The sequence below is a fragment of the Arthrobacter cupressi genome, assembly GCF_900099975.1.
GTDB classification, from domain to species: Bacteria; Actinomycetota; Actinomycetes; order Actinomycetales; family Micrococcaceae; genus Arthrobacter; species Arthrobacter cupressi.
The window spans coordinates 152,157-166,345 of sequence record NZ_FNEI01000007.1; the positions used below are offsets into that span (position 1 = coordinate 152,157).

Here is a 14,189-nt window from a genome sequence, read left to right on the forward strand (position 1 = left end):
CTGTCCGCGGGGTTCAGCTATCAGCAGGGTCGCGGAGTGGGAGGTCGCCGGCGTCGGGCCGGGCGGTGCGGCGCCGGGCAAGCCTGTTGTCCACCCAGAAGGCGACCGCGACGAAGGCCACGCCCGCGAACATGAAAGTGGCGACGAAATTCAGCCCCATGAGGGAGCCCAAGGGTGCGGCAACGGCCATCGCGGCCAGGCCCGCCAAGATATGCCATCCCTTGAAATTTCGCACGGATTAAGGGTATCGCCGGGGGTGTAATCCGACGGCCGCTTCGGCGGGATTGTTGCTTGATCCTTATCACGCCGTCATGTGCGGCGGGGCCGGCGTCATTCTTGCCCGGCAGGCTCCTCCGCTGCGGAGCTATCTGGATCGGCGCTCTTTTTCTGGGCTTTCTGGGTTGCGAGCCAGGCCATGATGTCGCTGAGCCGGATGCGCCGGTGCGAGCCCCGGTACTCCACCGGGATTTCGCCGCGGTCGGTCATATTCCGCAGGTACGTGTGCGAGATGCCCGCCAGCTCCGCGGCCTGGGAAGTGGTGAGCATTTCCTCGACGCTGCTGACGCTCACCGCTTCGCCGCGGCTGAGCCTCTGCAGCAGGTCGACCACGGCGTCCCGCGCCTCCGCCGGCAGGCGGTGGACGGTGCCGTCCACGAACACCGTGATGTCGTTGCTGTCCTCAAGGGAACGGGCCAGGCTCTGGACGTCCCCGGCGGCCAAGCCGGGGGTGACGCGGGGGGCTCTCAATGCCATGGCAGAAGCCTAGCGCCACGGCCGGTCCGCGTTGCGTTGGCGACTCAACCAGCCCATGTCTTGCGCTTTTCGGCCCGCGGGACTGCCGGGCGGACGCGGAGGCTTTGCGAAAAGTGGGCTGGTTCGGTCATGCGGGCGCGGGCCACGGGAAACGTGGCCGAAATTCTTCGTTGACACGTCTGACTAACGCGCGTAACCTGAATCACACCTTCCAGGTAACGCGCGTTACCAGCGCAGCCCGGAAGCCCAAGCACCCAGAGCAAGCAGCAGGCATTGTTCGACGAAGAGCAAGTGGAGCATTCAATGGCGAGAAGCACCGCCGAGGGCAAGGCCGCCACGGCCTCCAAAGCCGCAGGCGAGGCCGCGAACGCGAGCGGCACCGGCGCCGCAAAGGCCGCCAAGGCCAGGCAGCGCGGGGTCACCATGACCGACGTCGCCCGGCGCGCCGGCGTTTCCCGCACCACTGTCTCCTTCGTGCTGAGCAACCGTGCGGATGCGGGCATTTCCGAGGAAACCAAGATCCGCATTGCCGAGGCTGTCCAGGAACTCGGCTACCGGCCCAATGCCGGCGCCCGCGCCCTGGCCTCCCAGCGCAGCGACTGGTACGGGATCGTCACGGAGATCGTCACGGCACCGTTCGCAGTCGACATCATCAAGGGCGCCCAGGACCAGGCCTGGCTGGACCGCCGCTTCCTACTCATCGCGCCCTCCGATCAGGCCGATGCGCACGGACCCAACCAGGGCCTGGAAGACGCCGCCATCGAAAAGCTGCTCGAACAGCGCGTGGAAGGGCTGCTGTACGCGGCCACCTACCACCGCGGCGTGCACGTCCCGGCCAGCGCCGGCGAGGTGCCCACCGTGCTGATCAACTGCTTCGACGCCGACGGCAAACTGCCCTCGATCGTCCCGGACGAACGCGCCGGCGGACGGGTCGCCGTCCAACGCTTGCTCCAGGCGGGGCACACCCGGATCGGCGTGATCAACCTGGACCCGGACATTCCCGCCGCGATCGGCCGCTTGGAGGGTGCACGCGAAGCACTCGCCGCGGCCGGGCTGGAACTGGACCCGGAACTCGTCGTCTCGGGACACGCGACGGCGGACGGCGGCTATGCGGCCGCCTGCACGATTCTTGACCGGTATCCGGAAGGGGAGGGCCGGCCGACGGCCCTGTTCTGCCTCAACGACCGGATGGCGATGGGCGCCTACGACGCCATCAAGGAACGGGGACTGACCATCCCCGGAGACATCGCCGTGATCGGCTTCGACAACCAGGAATTGATTGCGGCCTACCTCAGGCCCAAGCTCACCACGGTTGCGCTGCCCTTCGAAGAAATGGGGGCCCTGGGAGTCCGGACGCTCGCAGCCCTCACAGCAGGACAGCCGATCGCTGCCGACCAGCAGCTGGTCGACTGTCCGCTGCTTGAACGTTCTTCAGTCTGACCGCGAAATCACCACTGAAGATCTGCCCCAACCCACCTTTCAGCAAGATAGGAATGAGATAACCATCATGACACAGTCCCGGTTTCTGAGGTCTGCGCGCATCACCGCCGCCGGCCTGGCAGTGGGGGCGTTGCTCCTCACCGGTTGTTCAGCCACGGCAAACAAGCCGGCTGATTCTTCCTCATCCTCCGCGAACCAGAACGCCCTGCTCACTATTCCGCGTGAAGACATGGGTACGTTCATCCGCAATTTCAACCCGTTCGCTCCCACGGTGAACCCGATGGTGCAGCAATCCATCTACGAATCCCTGCTGATCTTCAACCCGGCCAAGGGCGACACCACCCCGTGGCTCGCCACCGAATGGGACGTTGCCAAGGACGGCAAATCCATCACCTTCACCCTGCGCGACGGCGTGAAGTGGTCCGACGGCAAGCCCCTCGTTGCCGAGGACGTCGCCTACACCTTCCAGCTGCAGAAGAAGATCAAGGGCGGCTTCGAGTACCTCAAGGCGGTCACCCCCGAAGGCACCAATAAGGTCACCTTCACCTTCAACACGCCCTGGTCGCCGGCCCTGTACGACGTCGGTCAGCTCACCATCCTGCCCAAGCACATCTGGTCCGCGCTCAAGGACCCGGAAAAGGACACCAACGCCAAGCCGGTCGGCACCGGTCCCTACACCGAGGTGGAGAGCTTCCAGGCCCAGTCCTTCGTGCTGAAGAAGAACCCCAACTACTGGCAGCCGGAGAAGCAGAAGATCGCCGGCATCAAGATGCTCGCCTTCGCCGGCAACGACGGCGCCAACCTCGCCGCCGCGAACGGCGACGTGGACTGGGCCCCGCAGTTCATCCCGAACATCGAGAAGACGTTCGTCGCCAAGGACAAGGAACACCGCAACTACTGGTTCCCGCCCACGGGCGCCATGATCAACTGGCAGCTCAACACCACCAAGGCCCCGTTCCACGACCCCGCGGTCCGCAAGGCCCTCAGCATGGCCGTCGACCGTGACCAGGTCACCAAGATCGGCATGAGCGGCTACGCCCAGCCCGCCGACTGCACGGGCCTCTCGGGCAATTACGACAGCTGGAAGAACCCCGCCGTCAAGGACAACTGCAGCTGGACCAAGCTCAACGTCGAGGAAGCCAACAAGCTCCTGGACGAGGCCGGCTACGCCAAGGGCGCCGACGGCAAGCGCACCCTGAAGGACGGCAAGCCCTTCGAGTTCAAGATCTCCGTGGGCGCCTCCTCCTCCGACTGGCTGTCCGTGGCCAACGTGATCTCCCAGAACCTGCAGGCCGTGGGCGTCACCGCCAAGGTGGACTCCCCGGACTGGGCCGCAGTGGTGGCCGGATACGAGCAGGGCACCTTCGACTCCGGCATCGTCTGGAGCGCCAACGACCCCAGCCCGTACAAGTACTTCAACACCTCCATGGGCTCCGCCACGGTCAAGCCGGTGGGCACCAAGACCTTCGACAACTACCACCGCTTCGGTGACCCGAAGGCCGACGCCCTCTTGAAGGAGTTCGTCGCCGCCGGCGACGAAGCCAAGCAGAAGGACATCGCCTACAAGCTCCAGGAAGAGTACAACGACGCCGCGCCGCTGGTGCCGCTGTTCTCCGGGCCGGAATGGGGCGCCTACAACGACACCCGCTTCACCGGCTGGCCCACGCAGGACAACCCCTACGCCACCCTTTCGGTGCGCGCACCCACCACGGTCCTGGTCCTGACCACCCTGGAACCGCGCAAGTAACGCCTTCCCATACCTGGGCTGCGGGCGCTCCCCAAGCCGTCCGCAGCCCAGGGCACCACTTCTCTTTTCCGGCCGTGACCTCCACGGTTCCGGCCACCCGCAATTCCCGAATGGAGGGAAACCGTGCGCTTCATCCTGCGCCGTTTAGGTTTCTACCTGATCGCCTTCTGGGTATCCATCACACTGAACTTCCTGCTCCCGCGCTTCATGCCCGGCGACCCCGTCTCCCGCATGTTCGCCCGCTCCGCCGGCCAGATGCAGCCCGAACAGATCGAGGCACTGCGCAAGCTCCTCGGCGTGGACAGCCGCCCCATCTGGGAGCAGTACGCCGACTACCTGCACAACATCGTCACCGGCAACATGGGCGTGTCCATCACCCGCTTCCCCACGCCCGTCACCGAGGTCATCGCCTCCCAGATCGGCTGGACCCTCCTGCTTGGCGGGACCGCCTTGGTGATTGCCGCCGTCGTGGGCAACCTGCTGGGCATCCTGGCCGCCTGGCGGCGCGGCGGCGCGATCGACTCGGCCCTGCCGCCGCTGCTGGTCTTCGTCGGCTCCTTCCCGTACTTCTGGCTCGCGATGGGGGCGCTGTACCTGTTCGGCGTGATCCTGGGCTGGTCCCCGCTCCGCCACGCGTTCAGCGACGGCTTGGAGCCTGCGTTCACCTGGGAGTTCATCTCCGACGCCGGCGCCCACCTGGTGCTACCGGCCCTGACGATCGTGCTGGTCTCGATCGGCGGCTGGATGCTGGGCATGCGCAACACGATGATCGCCACCAACGCCGAGGACTACATCACCATGGCCGAGGCGAAAGGGCTCAAGCCGGGCCGGATCATGTTCCGCTACGCCGCCCGCAACGCCATGCTGCCCTCGGTGACGAGCTTCGGCATGAGCCTGGGCTTCGTGGTGGGCGGTGCGCTGCTGACCGAGGTGGTGTTCGCCTACCCGGGCGTCGGCTACCAACTGCTGAACGCGGTGCAGGGCCTGGACTACCCGCTCATGCAGGGCCTCTTCCTGACCATCACGGCCGCCGTGCTGCTGGCCAACTTCCTGGTGGACATCTTCTACGTCCGCCTCGACCCGCGCGTGCGCGCCAGCTAGGGGCAACCGATGACTACCTACATCCATCCGTCACCTTCCGCGGCGGACGCCGCAGTGGAGCGCCCGACGGCGGCCCCCGCCACCGGGGCTCCGGCACCCGGCGCCGCTTCCGCACCCGCGCCCCGCAGGCCGCGGCAGGGCCTCATCCACGGACTCCTGACCAACCCCAAGGCCATGGTGGGCGCCGCGATCCTGCTCGTGTTCATCGCTCTGGCACTCCTGGCGCCGGTGCTCTTCCCGGGCGATCCCTCCCGCATCACGGACATGGCCAGCCTGGAACCGTCGGCCGAGCACTGGCTGGGCACCACCGCCAAGGGCCAGGACGTCATGGCCCTGACCATCCACGGCGCCCGCAGCTCCCTGCTGGTGGGCCTCACGGTGGGCTTCGCTTCCACCTTGGTCGGCATCCTGGTGGGCCTGGCCTCCGCGTACTTCGGCAAGTTCATTGACGAGGCTTTGTCCCTGGTCACCAACGTGTTCCTGCTCCTGCCGGGCCTGCCCCTGCTGGTCATCCTGGCCGCCTTCCTGCCCCCCGGCCTGGGCACCGTGATCCTGGTGCTGATCGTTACCGGCTGGGCAGGCTCGGCCCGGGTGCTGCGCTCTCAGGCCCTGTCCATCCGCTCCAAGGACTTCGTGGCCGCGGCCGTGGTGTCCGGCGAACGGGCCGGGCGGATCATGTTCCGCGAGATCCTGCCCAACATGGCCTCGATCGTGATGGGCACCCTGCTGGCCTGCGTCATCTACGGCATCGGCGCGCAGGCGGGCCTGGAATTCCTGGGCCTGGGCGACGTCAGCACCGTCTCCTGGGGCAACAACCTCTTCTGGGCCGGCAACGAAGGCGCCCTGCTCACCGGCAGTTGGTGGGTGTTCGTGCCCTCGGGCCTGTGCATCGCGCTCGTCGCCTTCGCGCTGGCCCTCATCAACTACGCCGTGGACGAGGTCACCAACCCCCGCCTGCGCAAGATCAAGGCAGCCAAGCCGGCCGCCGTCGTCGGAACAACCGCCCGAAGGAGCACTGCTTCGGAAGGGAACACAGCGAAATGACCATCTCCCAAGTCTCCTTCGGCTCGCACGAGCCGGTCCTGGAGGTCAAGGACCTCACCGTCAAGTACGTGGGCGACACCCGCTCCACCACCGCCGTCGACCGGGTTTCCTTCAGCATCGGCACCGGCGAGATCTTCGGCCTGGCCGGCGAATCCGGCTGCGGCAAGTCCACCATCGCCAACTCGATCATGCGACTGCTCAAGGACCCGGCCAAGATCGCCGGCGGCAGCATCCGCTTCGGCGGCAAGGACGTGCTGGGCATGGGCCCGGAGGAGCTGCGGCGCTTCCGCTGGCAGGACGTGGCCATGGTGTTCCAGTCGGCCATGAACTCGCTCAACCCGGTGCTGACCGTCGGCGAACAGATCACGGATATCTACACCACCCACGCCGGGTATTCGCGCAAGGAATCCCTGCGCCGGGCCGCGGAGTTGCTGGAACTGGTCCGGATCGATCCGGTGCGGCTGAAGTCCTACCCGCACCAGCTCTCCGGCGGCATGCGCCAGCGGGCCGTGATCGCCATGGCGGTGGCCCTCAAGCCGTCCCTGCTGATCCTGGACGAACCCACCACTGCGCTGGACGTGGTGGTGCAGCAGGAAATCATGGCCCAGATCAAGGAACTACAGCACGAACTGGGCTTCTCCGTCCTGTTCATCACGCACGACATGTCCCTCATGGTGGAACTCTCGCACCGCATGGCCGTGATGTACGGCGGCCGGATCGTGGAAACCGCCAAGGCCGCGGACATCCACACCGCCCCCCAGCACCCCTACACGCAGGCCCTCATGGGCGCCTTCCCGCCGCTCACCGGGCCGCGGGTTCCGCTCACCGGATTGGCCGACGGCGTGAAGTTCCGCAACATCCCCGACCTCGCCGAGGCGTCGCCCGGCCATTTCGTGGCACCGTTCGGTGCGACCGCCGTCGCGGCGGGCGGATCCGGCGCCCTGGAAGCCGGCACCCTGGAAGGAGCCACCCGATGAGCAGCACCGTTTTGGGCGCCGCGGCGCCCACCGCCGGAACCGGGCAACCAGCCCTGGAAATCCGCGGCCTCAGCAAGACCTTCCCTATCGGCGGGCTGCTCTCCCGCAAGTCCGTCCGCGCCCTGCACCAGGTGGACCTGAGCCTGGGCCGCGGCGAAATCGTGGCCCTGGTGGGCGAATCCGGCTCCGGCAAGAGCACCCTGGCCCGCTGCGTGGCCCGCCTCGAAAAGCCGAGCTCAGGGGAGATCCTGCTGGACGGCGTCGACGTCCTCAAGCGCGACCGCTTCCAGGCCTCGCGGGCGTACCGCTCGCAACTCCAGATGGTTTTCCAGGATCCCTTCGGCTCGCTCAACCCGGCGCACCGGATCGAGCACTTCCTGCGCCGCTCCCTGGCCATCCACGGCAAGGCAGGCTCCGCCGCCGCAACGCAGCGCCGCCTCGAGGAACTCATGGCCACCGTGGGCCTGCAGCCGGACATGCTCAACTCCTACCCGCACGAACTTTCCGGCGGGCAGCGCCAGCGCGTGGCCATCGCCCGGGCGCTCGCCGTGGAACCGCAGGTGATCCTCGCCGACGAGCCCACGTCCATGCTGGACGTTTCGGTGCGGATCGGGATCCTGAACCTGATGCGCAAGCTCCGCGACGAGCAGGGCATCTCCATGCTCTACATCACCCACGACCTCGCCTCCGCCCGCTACCTCGCGGACCGCACGGCCGTGATGTTCGCCGGGGAACTAGTGGAGGAAGGCGAGTCCCTGGACCTGCTGGCCAACCCCGCCCATCCGTACACCCAGCTGCTGGTCTCCGCGGTGCCGGATCCGGCGCGTTCGGGCTCCTATGACCCCGTCCGCAGGGCGGAGCTGCGCGCCGCGGTGATGAGTCCGGCGTCGTGCGCGTTCGACGGCGACCCGGAACAGCCCTGCTCCGCCGAGCAGCCCGTCCGCCACCGGGTGGGCAGCCCCGACAACCGCCACTGGGTGCGCTGCCACCTGTACCGTCCCGCCGCCGGCTCGGCCGGCCACGCCCTCGTAGAATCCAAGGTCTCCTGAATGACTGAACTGACCCACCCGCTGGCCACCGTCCCCCGCGGCGAACTCGTGGCCCGCGCGGAAGCCGACCCGCACCGGCCCCGCTTCCATTTCGTGTCCCCGGCCGGCTGGCTCAACGACCCCAACGGCGTCAGCCAGTGGAACGGCACGTACCACCTCTTCTACCAGTACAACCCGGAAGGGGCCTTCCACCACCGGATCCTGTGGGGCCACGCGGTCTCCACGGACCTGGTGAACTGGGAAGACGCGCCGGTGGCGCTGGAGCCGGGGCCCGGTTCCGCTGACCCGGACCGGGACGGCTGCTGGTCCGGCGTCCTCGTCAACGACGGCGGTGTGCCCACCCTGGTGTACTCCGGCCGGCACGGCGAGCGCGAACTGCCCTGCGTGGCGGTTGGTTCGCCGGACCTGCTGTCCTGGACCAAGGCCCCCGAAAACCCGGTCATCGCGGCCCCGCCCGCCGGAGTCGACATCACCGCCTACCGGGACCACTGCGTGTGGCGCGAGGGTTCCGTGTGGCGGCAGCTGGTGGGTTCGGGCATCCGCGGCCGCGGCGGCACGGCGTTCCTCTATGAGTCGGCGGACCTGCGCTCCTGGGACTACGTGGGCCCGCTGTTCATCGGCGACGCCTCGGCTCAGGCCGAGGAAGCCACTGACTGGACCGGCACCATGTGGGAATGCGTGGACCTGTTCCGCGCGGGTGCAGGTGTTTTGGGCGGTGCCTCGGAGGATGCGGCGCCGGATGCGCTGGTCTTCTCCGCCTGGAACGACGGCGACACCCGCCACCCGCTGTACTGGAGCGGCCGGTACTCCGGCGACACCTTCGAACCCGCCGCCCTGCACCGGCTCGACTACGGTGGCCGGTTCTTCTACGCCCCGCAGTCCTTCCTCGATGAGTCAGGCCGCCGGATCATGTTCGGCTGGCTGCAGGAAGGCCGCCCCGAGGAGGCGTCCGTTGAGGCCGGCTGGTCCGGCGTGATGAGCCTGCCGCGCGTCACCACCCTGGCCGCGGACGGCACGCTGTCCTTCGCTCCGGTGCCCGAGCTGGAACGCTTTCGGACCGGACATGTCCAACTGCCGGGGCGGGTGCTGGTGGGTGCGGGCACACCGGTGGAGACCGGGATCTCCGGCAAGCAGCTGGATCTGGAACTCGAGCTCCAGCTGTCCGCCGGTTCCGTGGTGCGGCTCGGTGTCCTGGGCTCGGCCGACGGACGCGAGGAAACCGCCGTCGAACTGGCCCTGGACCCGGACGGCAGCACCGGAACGCTGCGGCTGGACCGCAGCCGCAGCAGCCTTTCCGCAGAGGAGGAAGGCCTGGACGCCGAGCCGCGGGAAGGCCCCGTGCCGATGCCCGGTGGCCGGGTGTCCCTGCGCGTCCTCGTGGACCGCTCCGCCGTCGAGATCTTCGCGAACGGCAAGCCGCTCACCGCCCGCGCCTACCCGACGCTGGGCGGGGAGGCCGTCACCCTCACGGCCGCGGCGGGAACCGCGCGGCTGCTGTCCTTCGATGCCTGGACCATGGGGGAGATCTTCGGAGGTGAGCGCACCCTTTTCCCTTAACTCCATCGATTGCTGAGTAGTTGTCGTTTTGAGCCCTCAGAACGACAACTACTCAGCAGTCGATTCCATGACAACGTGATCAAAGGCGATCTGAATGCACAAGAGAATAGTTGCCGGCCTCACGGCCGCAGTCCTTGGTGTGGGTTTCGCGGGAACGGGGGCCGCCGTTCCCGCGGTGGCCCTCGGCCCAGGCCCGGTCACCCTTAACAGCACCACCAGTGCCATGCCGGACGCAGTGGGCGTCAGCGGCAGTTGGACCCGGACCGCGCAGGGCGGGTACACCGCCGTCGCGCAGTCCGGCCAGAACGCGGCGGCCATCAGCGAGCAGCTCGTGGCCGGCACCGCGCGCTATACCGCGGGAGTAAAGGTCGACGCCGGAACGCCCTTTGGTGTCGGAGCGCTCGTCTTCCGCGCCACCCCCGACGCCGCGGCCGGGTACGCGGCCACGATCGACCCGAACCTGGACCGGGTGCGGCTCTTCGACCTGGCCACTGGGCAGGACATCACAACCCCGGCCTCGGTGCCCTTGAACACCGGACAGAATTACACCGTGGACGTGCACGTGGACGGGCCGCGGATCTACGTGTCCGTGGACGGCGTGGAACGCATCGACGCCACGGACCACCGTTACAACTCCGGCCACGTGGGCCTGCACGCCTACAACGGCACGGTCGCTTTCGGCACCCCGGGCGTGCGGAACATCGACGCCAACGTGGACGGCTGGTCCGTGTCCTCCGCCTCCGCCTGGCAGGCCACGGCCAACGGATTCCGGGGCGCGGCTCCGGCGGACACCAACGTCCGCGCTGTCGCCACCGGGCAGTCGCCCGCCGACGTCGACTTCACCACCGACATCCAGCTCACCTCCACCTACGGGGTGGGGGCGGTCCTGTTCCGCAGCAACGCCGCCGGCACCTCCGGTTACGCCGCCGAGGTGGACCCGAACGCGGGGCGGCTGCGGCTTTACCGCGTTTCGGACAACGCCACCCTGGGGACCTTCGCCACGGCGATTACCCTGAACAAGGTCTACCGACTGCGCGTCACCGCCACCGGAACGCAGCTGGCCGTGTACTGGCAGACCGATTTCCTGGACCCCAACGGGGCCATGCCGTCCATCACGGCCACCGACTCCAGCGTGGGCTCCGGAAATGTGGGCCTGCTGTCCTACAACGGCACCGCGGTGTTCCAAGGCATGACGCTGCGAGGGTTCGAGACCCCGCTGCAGGGCTGGCGTGTTGGATCGGGCTCATGGGAGCCGGACGCGCGCGGGCTGCGGGGGACTGCCTCGTCCGGGGCTGCGGTGCGTTTTGTCCCGGCGGTGGCGTCCGACGTCGTCGCCTCCCTGGACCTGAACGTCACCTCCCCGGCGACCGCCTCGCTGGTGGTCCGGAGCAACGCCGATGGCAGCGGCGGCACGGAACTGCGGATCGATCCCGGGGCCGGGACCGCGAAGCTGTACAACCGCGCCACCGGCGCGCTCCTGCTCTCCGGAACGCTGCCCGGGGGAAGCTTCACCGCGGCACAGCAGACGTCCTTGTCCCCGTTCAACCGGGTCCAGCTCACACTGCAGGGCAGCACCTCTACGGTTCTGGTAAATGGTACAGCTGTGCTAAATGGCAACGCGGGCACGGCCTCCGGGACGGGTGCGGCCCTGTTGGTGGCCGGAGGGTCCGGGACGTTCCAGAATGTCCGGGTGGACCCTGTGGAGGAGTACATGAACGGGCTCTACCAGCCCGGCTACCACTATTCGCAGAACTCGGGCAGCAGTTCGGACCCCAACGGCCTGGTGTACTTCGCCGGGGAGTACCACCTCTTCCACCAGGACCGCGGGCGCTGGGCGCATGCCGTCAGCACCGACCTCATCCACTGGAAGCAACTGCCCATAGCCCTGCCGCGCCTGGCCTCGGGGGAGTCCTGGTCCGGTTCTGCCGTGGTGGACGCTTCGAACTCGAGCGGTCTCTTCAACGGCTTGCCCGGGGGCGGACTCGTGGCCTTCTTCACCTCCTTCAACCACGACGCCCCCAACGGCAACCAGTCCGTCCGGGCCGCCTACAGCTCGGACAAGGGCCGCTCCTGGCGACTGGTCCAGGAAGCGCCCGTGGTGCAGAACCCGGGCGGCGCCAACGGCGGCTGGGACTTCCGCGACCCCAAGGTCAGCTGGGACGCTGTTGCGGGCAAGTGGGTGATGGTGGTGGCCGCCGGCGACCACATCCGCTTCTACACCTCCACCAACATGGTCTCCTGGACCTTCGCCAGTTCCTTCGGCTACGGCGACTGGGTGCGCGGCGGCGTCTTCGAATGCCCTGACTTCTTCTCCATGCCTGTGGAGGGACAGCCCGGGACCTCGCGCTGGGTGCTGTACTGGAGCACCGGTGCGGTGCGCGCCACCAACGGCTCCGCGGCGCAGTACGTCACGGGAACCTGGAACGGCAGCAGCTTCACCCCGGATACTCCGGCAACCCAGGTGCTTGAGGCCGACCACGGCCGCGACTACTACGCCGCCATGAGCTTCTTCGGCGCACCGGACGGCCGCCGGATCATGATCGGCTGGATGAGCAACTGGGACTACGCCTTCAGCCCGCCCACGGGCCGCTGGAACGGCCAGCTCAGCATCCCGCGCGAACTGAAACTGGTGGACATTGCCGGGAGCGGGCTGCGGCTGACGCAGGCTCCCGTTGTGGAGGAAGAGTCATTGCGGTCTTCCACCTGGCAGGCCTCGGACATCACCGTCACGCCGTTGTCGGCCAATCCGCTCGCCGCGGCCTCCGGGAGGTCCTTCGAGCTCGAGGCCGAGGTGGGCCTGCCCTCCACCGGCGGCGCCTCGTCCTTCGCCTTCGGGCTGCGAAAGGGGAGCGGCTCCACGGGTGCGCAGGAGACTTCCGTGAGGTTCGACGCCGGCGCGGGCACTCTTACTCTGGACCGCGGCATCTCCGGCCGGGAGGACTTTACGCGCTACTTCGCCGGGACCGCCGCTGATAACTCCTCGGCGCCGTGGAGTTCCACCGTGGTGGGTTCCGAGCGACGGGTGAAGCTGCGGGTGCTGGTGGATGCGTCGTCGGTGGAGGCCTTCGGCGGCGACGGGACGGCGTCGATCTCCTCCCTCGTGTTCCCGGATCCCTCCTCCACAGGGCTTTCCTTCACCGCAACGGGCGGCACTGCCCGGCTGGTCTCGGTCAAGGTCCACCAGCTCTCGGACACGGCCCGCCTGACGTCCGCACCGCCGTCGGCCCCGCTGCCCACGGCGAGCGGTACCGCCCGGCACAACCTCGGCGCGTATTCCGTGGTGCCCGGCGGGCGCTGGGAGAGCACGGGCGCCGGGCTGGCCGGAACCTTCGACAAGGACTCCACGGCCATGAGCCCGGGATCGTTCACGGATGTGCGGGTGCAGGCCACGGTGCGCTTCAGCGGTGAGCCCTTTGCCGGCGCCATGCGCAACCGGAACCTCGCCCCGGAACATGGCTACGGCGGGGCCGGCTCGGTGCTGCTGCGCTCGTCCGCTGATGGATCCAGCGCGTACTACGTGAACCTGGACCCGAACCTGCGCGAAGTCCGGGTGTTTGTGCTGGTCAACGGCGTGTTCAACCCCTCCACCGGCATCCTGGCGAAAGTCCCGCTGGCGCTGTCCCAGGGCGTGAGCTACCAGCTGGACGCGGCGGTCCAGGGGAACCGGATCACCGTCTCCGTGGACGGCGCCCAGCTGATCGACCTCACGGATGCCCAGTTCAGTTCGGGGAAGGTGGGTGTGAACGTCTTCGACGGCCGCGCCGCCTACCAGGACCTGGTGGTCACCGCGCTCTGAGGTCCGGCATCGACTGCTCCGTAACTGTCGTTATGGACCCTCATGACGACAGTTACGGAGCAACGGATGGAAACGAGGGCGTCTGCGCCCAAGTCGGCGATCAGTTCAACCACCTTTGGCCATGGTGCGGCCGGAGTCGGAGACATCGTCCACCAAGAGGACCTTCTTGCCATGCAGGGCGCCTTCGTCCAGCATGGGCGGCCTAGTACTCGCCCTTGATCACGAAGAACGAGCCCCGGATCTCACCGGCCAGCTTGGACTTCTGGCGGGCGAACTTGAACTTTTCCGCAAGCTCCCCGGGCACCTCCATGCCCTGCGACAGCTTGAATCCAACGGCCCGCTTGCCGCCCTCCGCCAGGCTGTACATCACGTTGATGGACAGCCCGGATTCATAGAAGACGTAGTCCATGCGCAGCCCGTCGACCTCGAAGGAGGACACCTCCAGCGGGGTGGAGGCGATGGTGATCCCGCGTTCCTCGGCCAGGATGCGGTGGATCCGCTCCAGGATCTCCGGGGCCTCCGCCGCGGGGGTGACCGTGAAGACATGGCCGTACTTGTTCTTGTAGTAGCGGGCCTCGTTGGCGCGCAGCCCGGCGAGGGCCTCCGCCACCGGGGACGATTCCAGGCCCGTGGTGGAGACCTTCTCAAAATCAACAACGTACGGCATGCACCCTCCCGAAATCCGTCCTGTCAGGACAACCATAACGAGCGGGGCGTTGCCGTGT

General features: G+C 67.8%; 11 protein-coding genes and 1 pseudogene. 8 read left to right on the top strand and 4 right to left on the bottom strand.

The window, feature by feature from the left end:
* Positions 1-13: 13 nt before the first annotated feature.
* Both BLP88_RS10400 and BLP88_RS10405 read right to left on the bottom strand, forming a co-directional pair.
* Positions 14-235 carry a hypothetical protein gene (locus tag BLP88_RS10400; protein WP_074588974.1) on the bottom strand — a complete coding sequence of 74 codons (222 nt, stop codon included), beginning with the start codon at positions 233-235 and terminating at the stop codon, positions 14-16.
* A gap of 95 nt (positions 236-330) precedes the next feature.
* On the bottom strand, positions 331-753 hold the full coding sequence (locus BLP88_RS10405) for a helix-turn-helix domain-containing protein (RefSeq protein ID WP_074588976.1): 423 nt from the start codon (positions 751-753) through the stop codon (positions 331-333).
* Positions 754-1,176: 423 nt separating this feature from the next.
* Here BLP88_RS10405 and BLP88_RS10410 point away from each other — a divergent pair, with 423 nt between their 5' ends.
* The 8 genes from BLP88_RS10410 to BLP88_RS10445 all read left to right on the top strand — a co-directional run bounded on the left by BLP88_RS10410 (position 1,177) and on the right by BLP88_RS10445 (position 13,464).
* Positions 1,177-2,193, top strand: coding sequence for a LacI family DNA-binding transcriptional regulator (locus BLP88_RS10410; RefSeq protein ID WP_074589039.1), 1,017 nt, complete (start codon positions 1,177-1,179; stop codon positions 2,191-2,193).
* A 67-nt stretch (positions 2,194-2,260) separates the two neighbouring features.
* The gene (locus tag BLP88_RS10415; RefSeq protein ID WP_074588977.1) at positions 2,261-3,940 is read left to right on the top strand and encodes an ABC transporter substrate-binding protein; all 1,680 of its coding nucleotides are present in this window, start codon (positions 2,261-2,263) and stop codon (positions 3,938-3,940) included.
* Between the two features lie 123 nt (positions 3,941-4,063).
* Positions 4,064-5,041 (top strand): ABC transporter permease, encoded by a 978-nt coding sequence (locus BLP88_RS10420; RefSeq protein WP_074588979.1) that lies wholly within the window; start codon positions 4,064-4,066, stop codon positions 5,039-5,041.
* Between the two features lie 9 nt (positions 5,042-5,050).
* Positions 5,051-6,085 (top strand): ABC transporter permease, encoded by a 1,035-nt coding sequence (locus BLP88_RS10425; RefSeq protein ID WP_245679836.1) that lies wholly within the window; start codon positions 5,051-5,053, stop codon positions 6,083-6,085.
* On the top strand, positions 6,082-7,062 hold the full coding sequence (locus BLP88_RS10430) for an ABC transporter ATP-binding protein (RefSeq protein ID WP_074588980.1): 981 nt from the start codon (positions 6,082-6,084) through the stop codon (positions 7,060-7,062). The genes BLP88_RS10425 and BLP88_RS10430 overlap by 4 nt, the downstream gene beginning before the upstream one ends.
* Positions 7,059-8,111, top strand: coding sequence for an ATP-binding cassette domain-containing protein (locus tag BLP88_RS10435; protein WP_074588982.1), 1,053 nt, complete (start codon positions 7,059-7,061; stop codon positions 8,109-8,111). Before BLP88_RS10430 ends, BLP88_RS10435 begins: the two co-directional genes overlap by 4 nt.
* Complete coding sequence (locus BLP88_RS10440; RefSeq protein WP_074588983.1) at positions 8,112-9,668, top strand: glycoside hydrolase family 32 protein; 1,557 nt, start codon at positions 8,112-8,114, stop codon at positions 9,666-9,668. It begins immediately after the preceding gene.
* A gap of 94 nt (positions 9,669-9,762) precedes the next feature.
* A complete protein-coding gene (locus tag BLP88_RS10445; protein WP_074588984.1) occupies positions 9,763-13,464 on the top strand; it encodes a glycoside hydrolase family 32 protein in 3,702 nt (1,233 codons plus the stop codon).
* A gap of 80 nt (positions 13,465-13,544) precedes the next feature.
* On the opposite strand, the pseudogene BLP88_RS19160 reads toward BLP88_RS10445, so the two are convergent.
* Both BLP88_RS19160 and BLP88_RS10455 read right to left on the bottom strand, forming a co-directional pair.
* Positions 13,545-13,665: pseudogene (locus BLP88_RS19160) on the bottom strand (phosphoribosyltransferase family protein); the annotation flags it as partial.
* A 1-nt stretch (position 13,666) separates the two neighbouring features.
* On the bottom strand, positions 13,667-14,131 hold the full coding sequence (locus BLP88_RS10455) for a phage tail protein (RefSeq protein WP_074588987.1): 465 nt from the start codon (positions 14,129-14,131) through the stop codon (positions 13,667-13,669).
* Positions 14,132-14,189: the final 58 nt, after the last annotated feature.

Coding starts and splice junctions, on each gene's coding strand:
- BLP88_RS10405 (WP_074588976.1), bottom strand. CDS start 753: ATGGCATTGAGAGCCCCCCGCGTCACCCCCGGCTTGGCCGCCGGGGAC.
- BLP88_RS10410 (WP_074589039.1), top strand. CDS start 1,177: ATGACCGACGTCGCCCGGCGCGCCGGCGTTTCCCGCACCACTGTCTCC.
- BLP88_RS10415 (WP_074588977.1), top strand. CDS start 2,261: ATGACACAGTCCCGGTTTCTGAGGTCTGCGCGCATCACCGCCGCCGGC.
- BLP88_RS10425 (WP_245679836.1), top strand. CDS start 5,051: ATGACTACCTACATCCATCCGTCACCTTCCGCGGCGGACGCCGCAGTG.
- BLP88_RS10430 (WP_074588980.1), top strand. CDS start 6,082: ATGACCATCTCCCAAGTCTCCTTCGGCTCGCACGAGCCGGTCCTGGAG.
- BLP88_RS10435 (WP_074588982.1), top strand. CDS start 7,059: ATGAGCAGCACCGTTTTGGGCGCCGCGGCGCCCACCGCCGGAACCGGG.
- BLP88_RS10440 (WP_074588983.1), top strand. CDS start 8,112: ATGACTGAACTGACCCACCCGCTGGCCACCGTCCCCCGCGGCGAACTC.
- BLP88_RS10445 (WP_074588984.1), top strand. CDS start 9,763: ATGCACAAGAGAATAGTTGCCGGCCTCACGGCCGCAGTCCTTGGTGTG.
- BLP88_RS10455 (WP_074588987.1), bottom strand. CDS start 14,131: ATGCCGTACGTTGTTGATTTTGAGAAGGTCTCCACCACGGGCCTGGAA.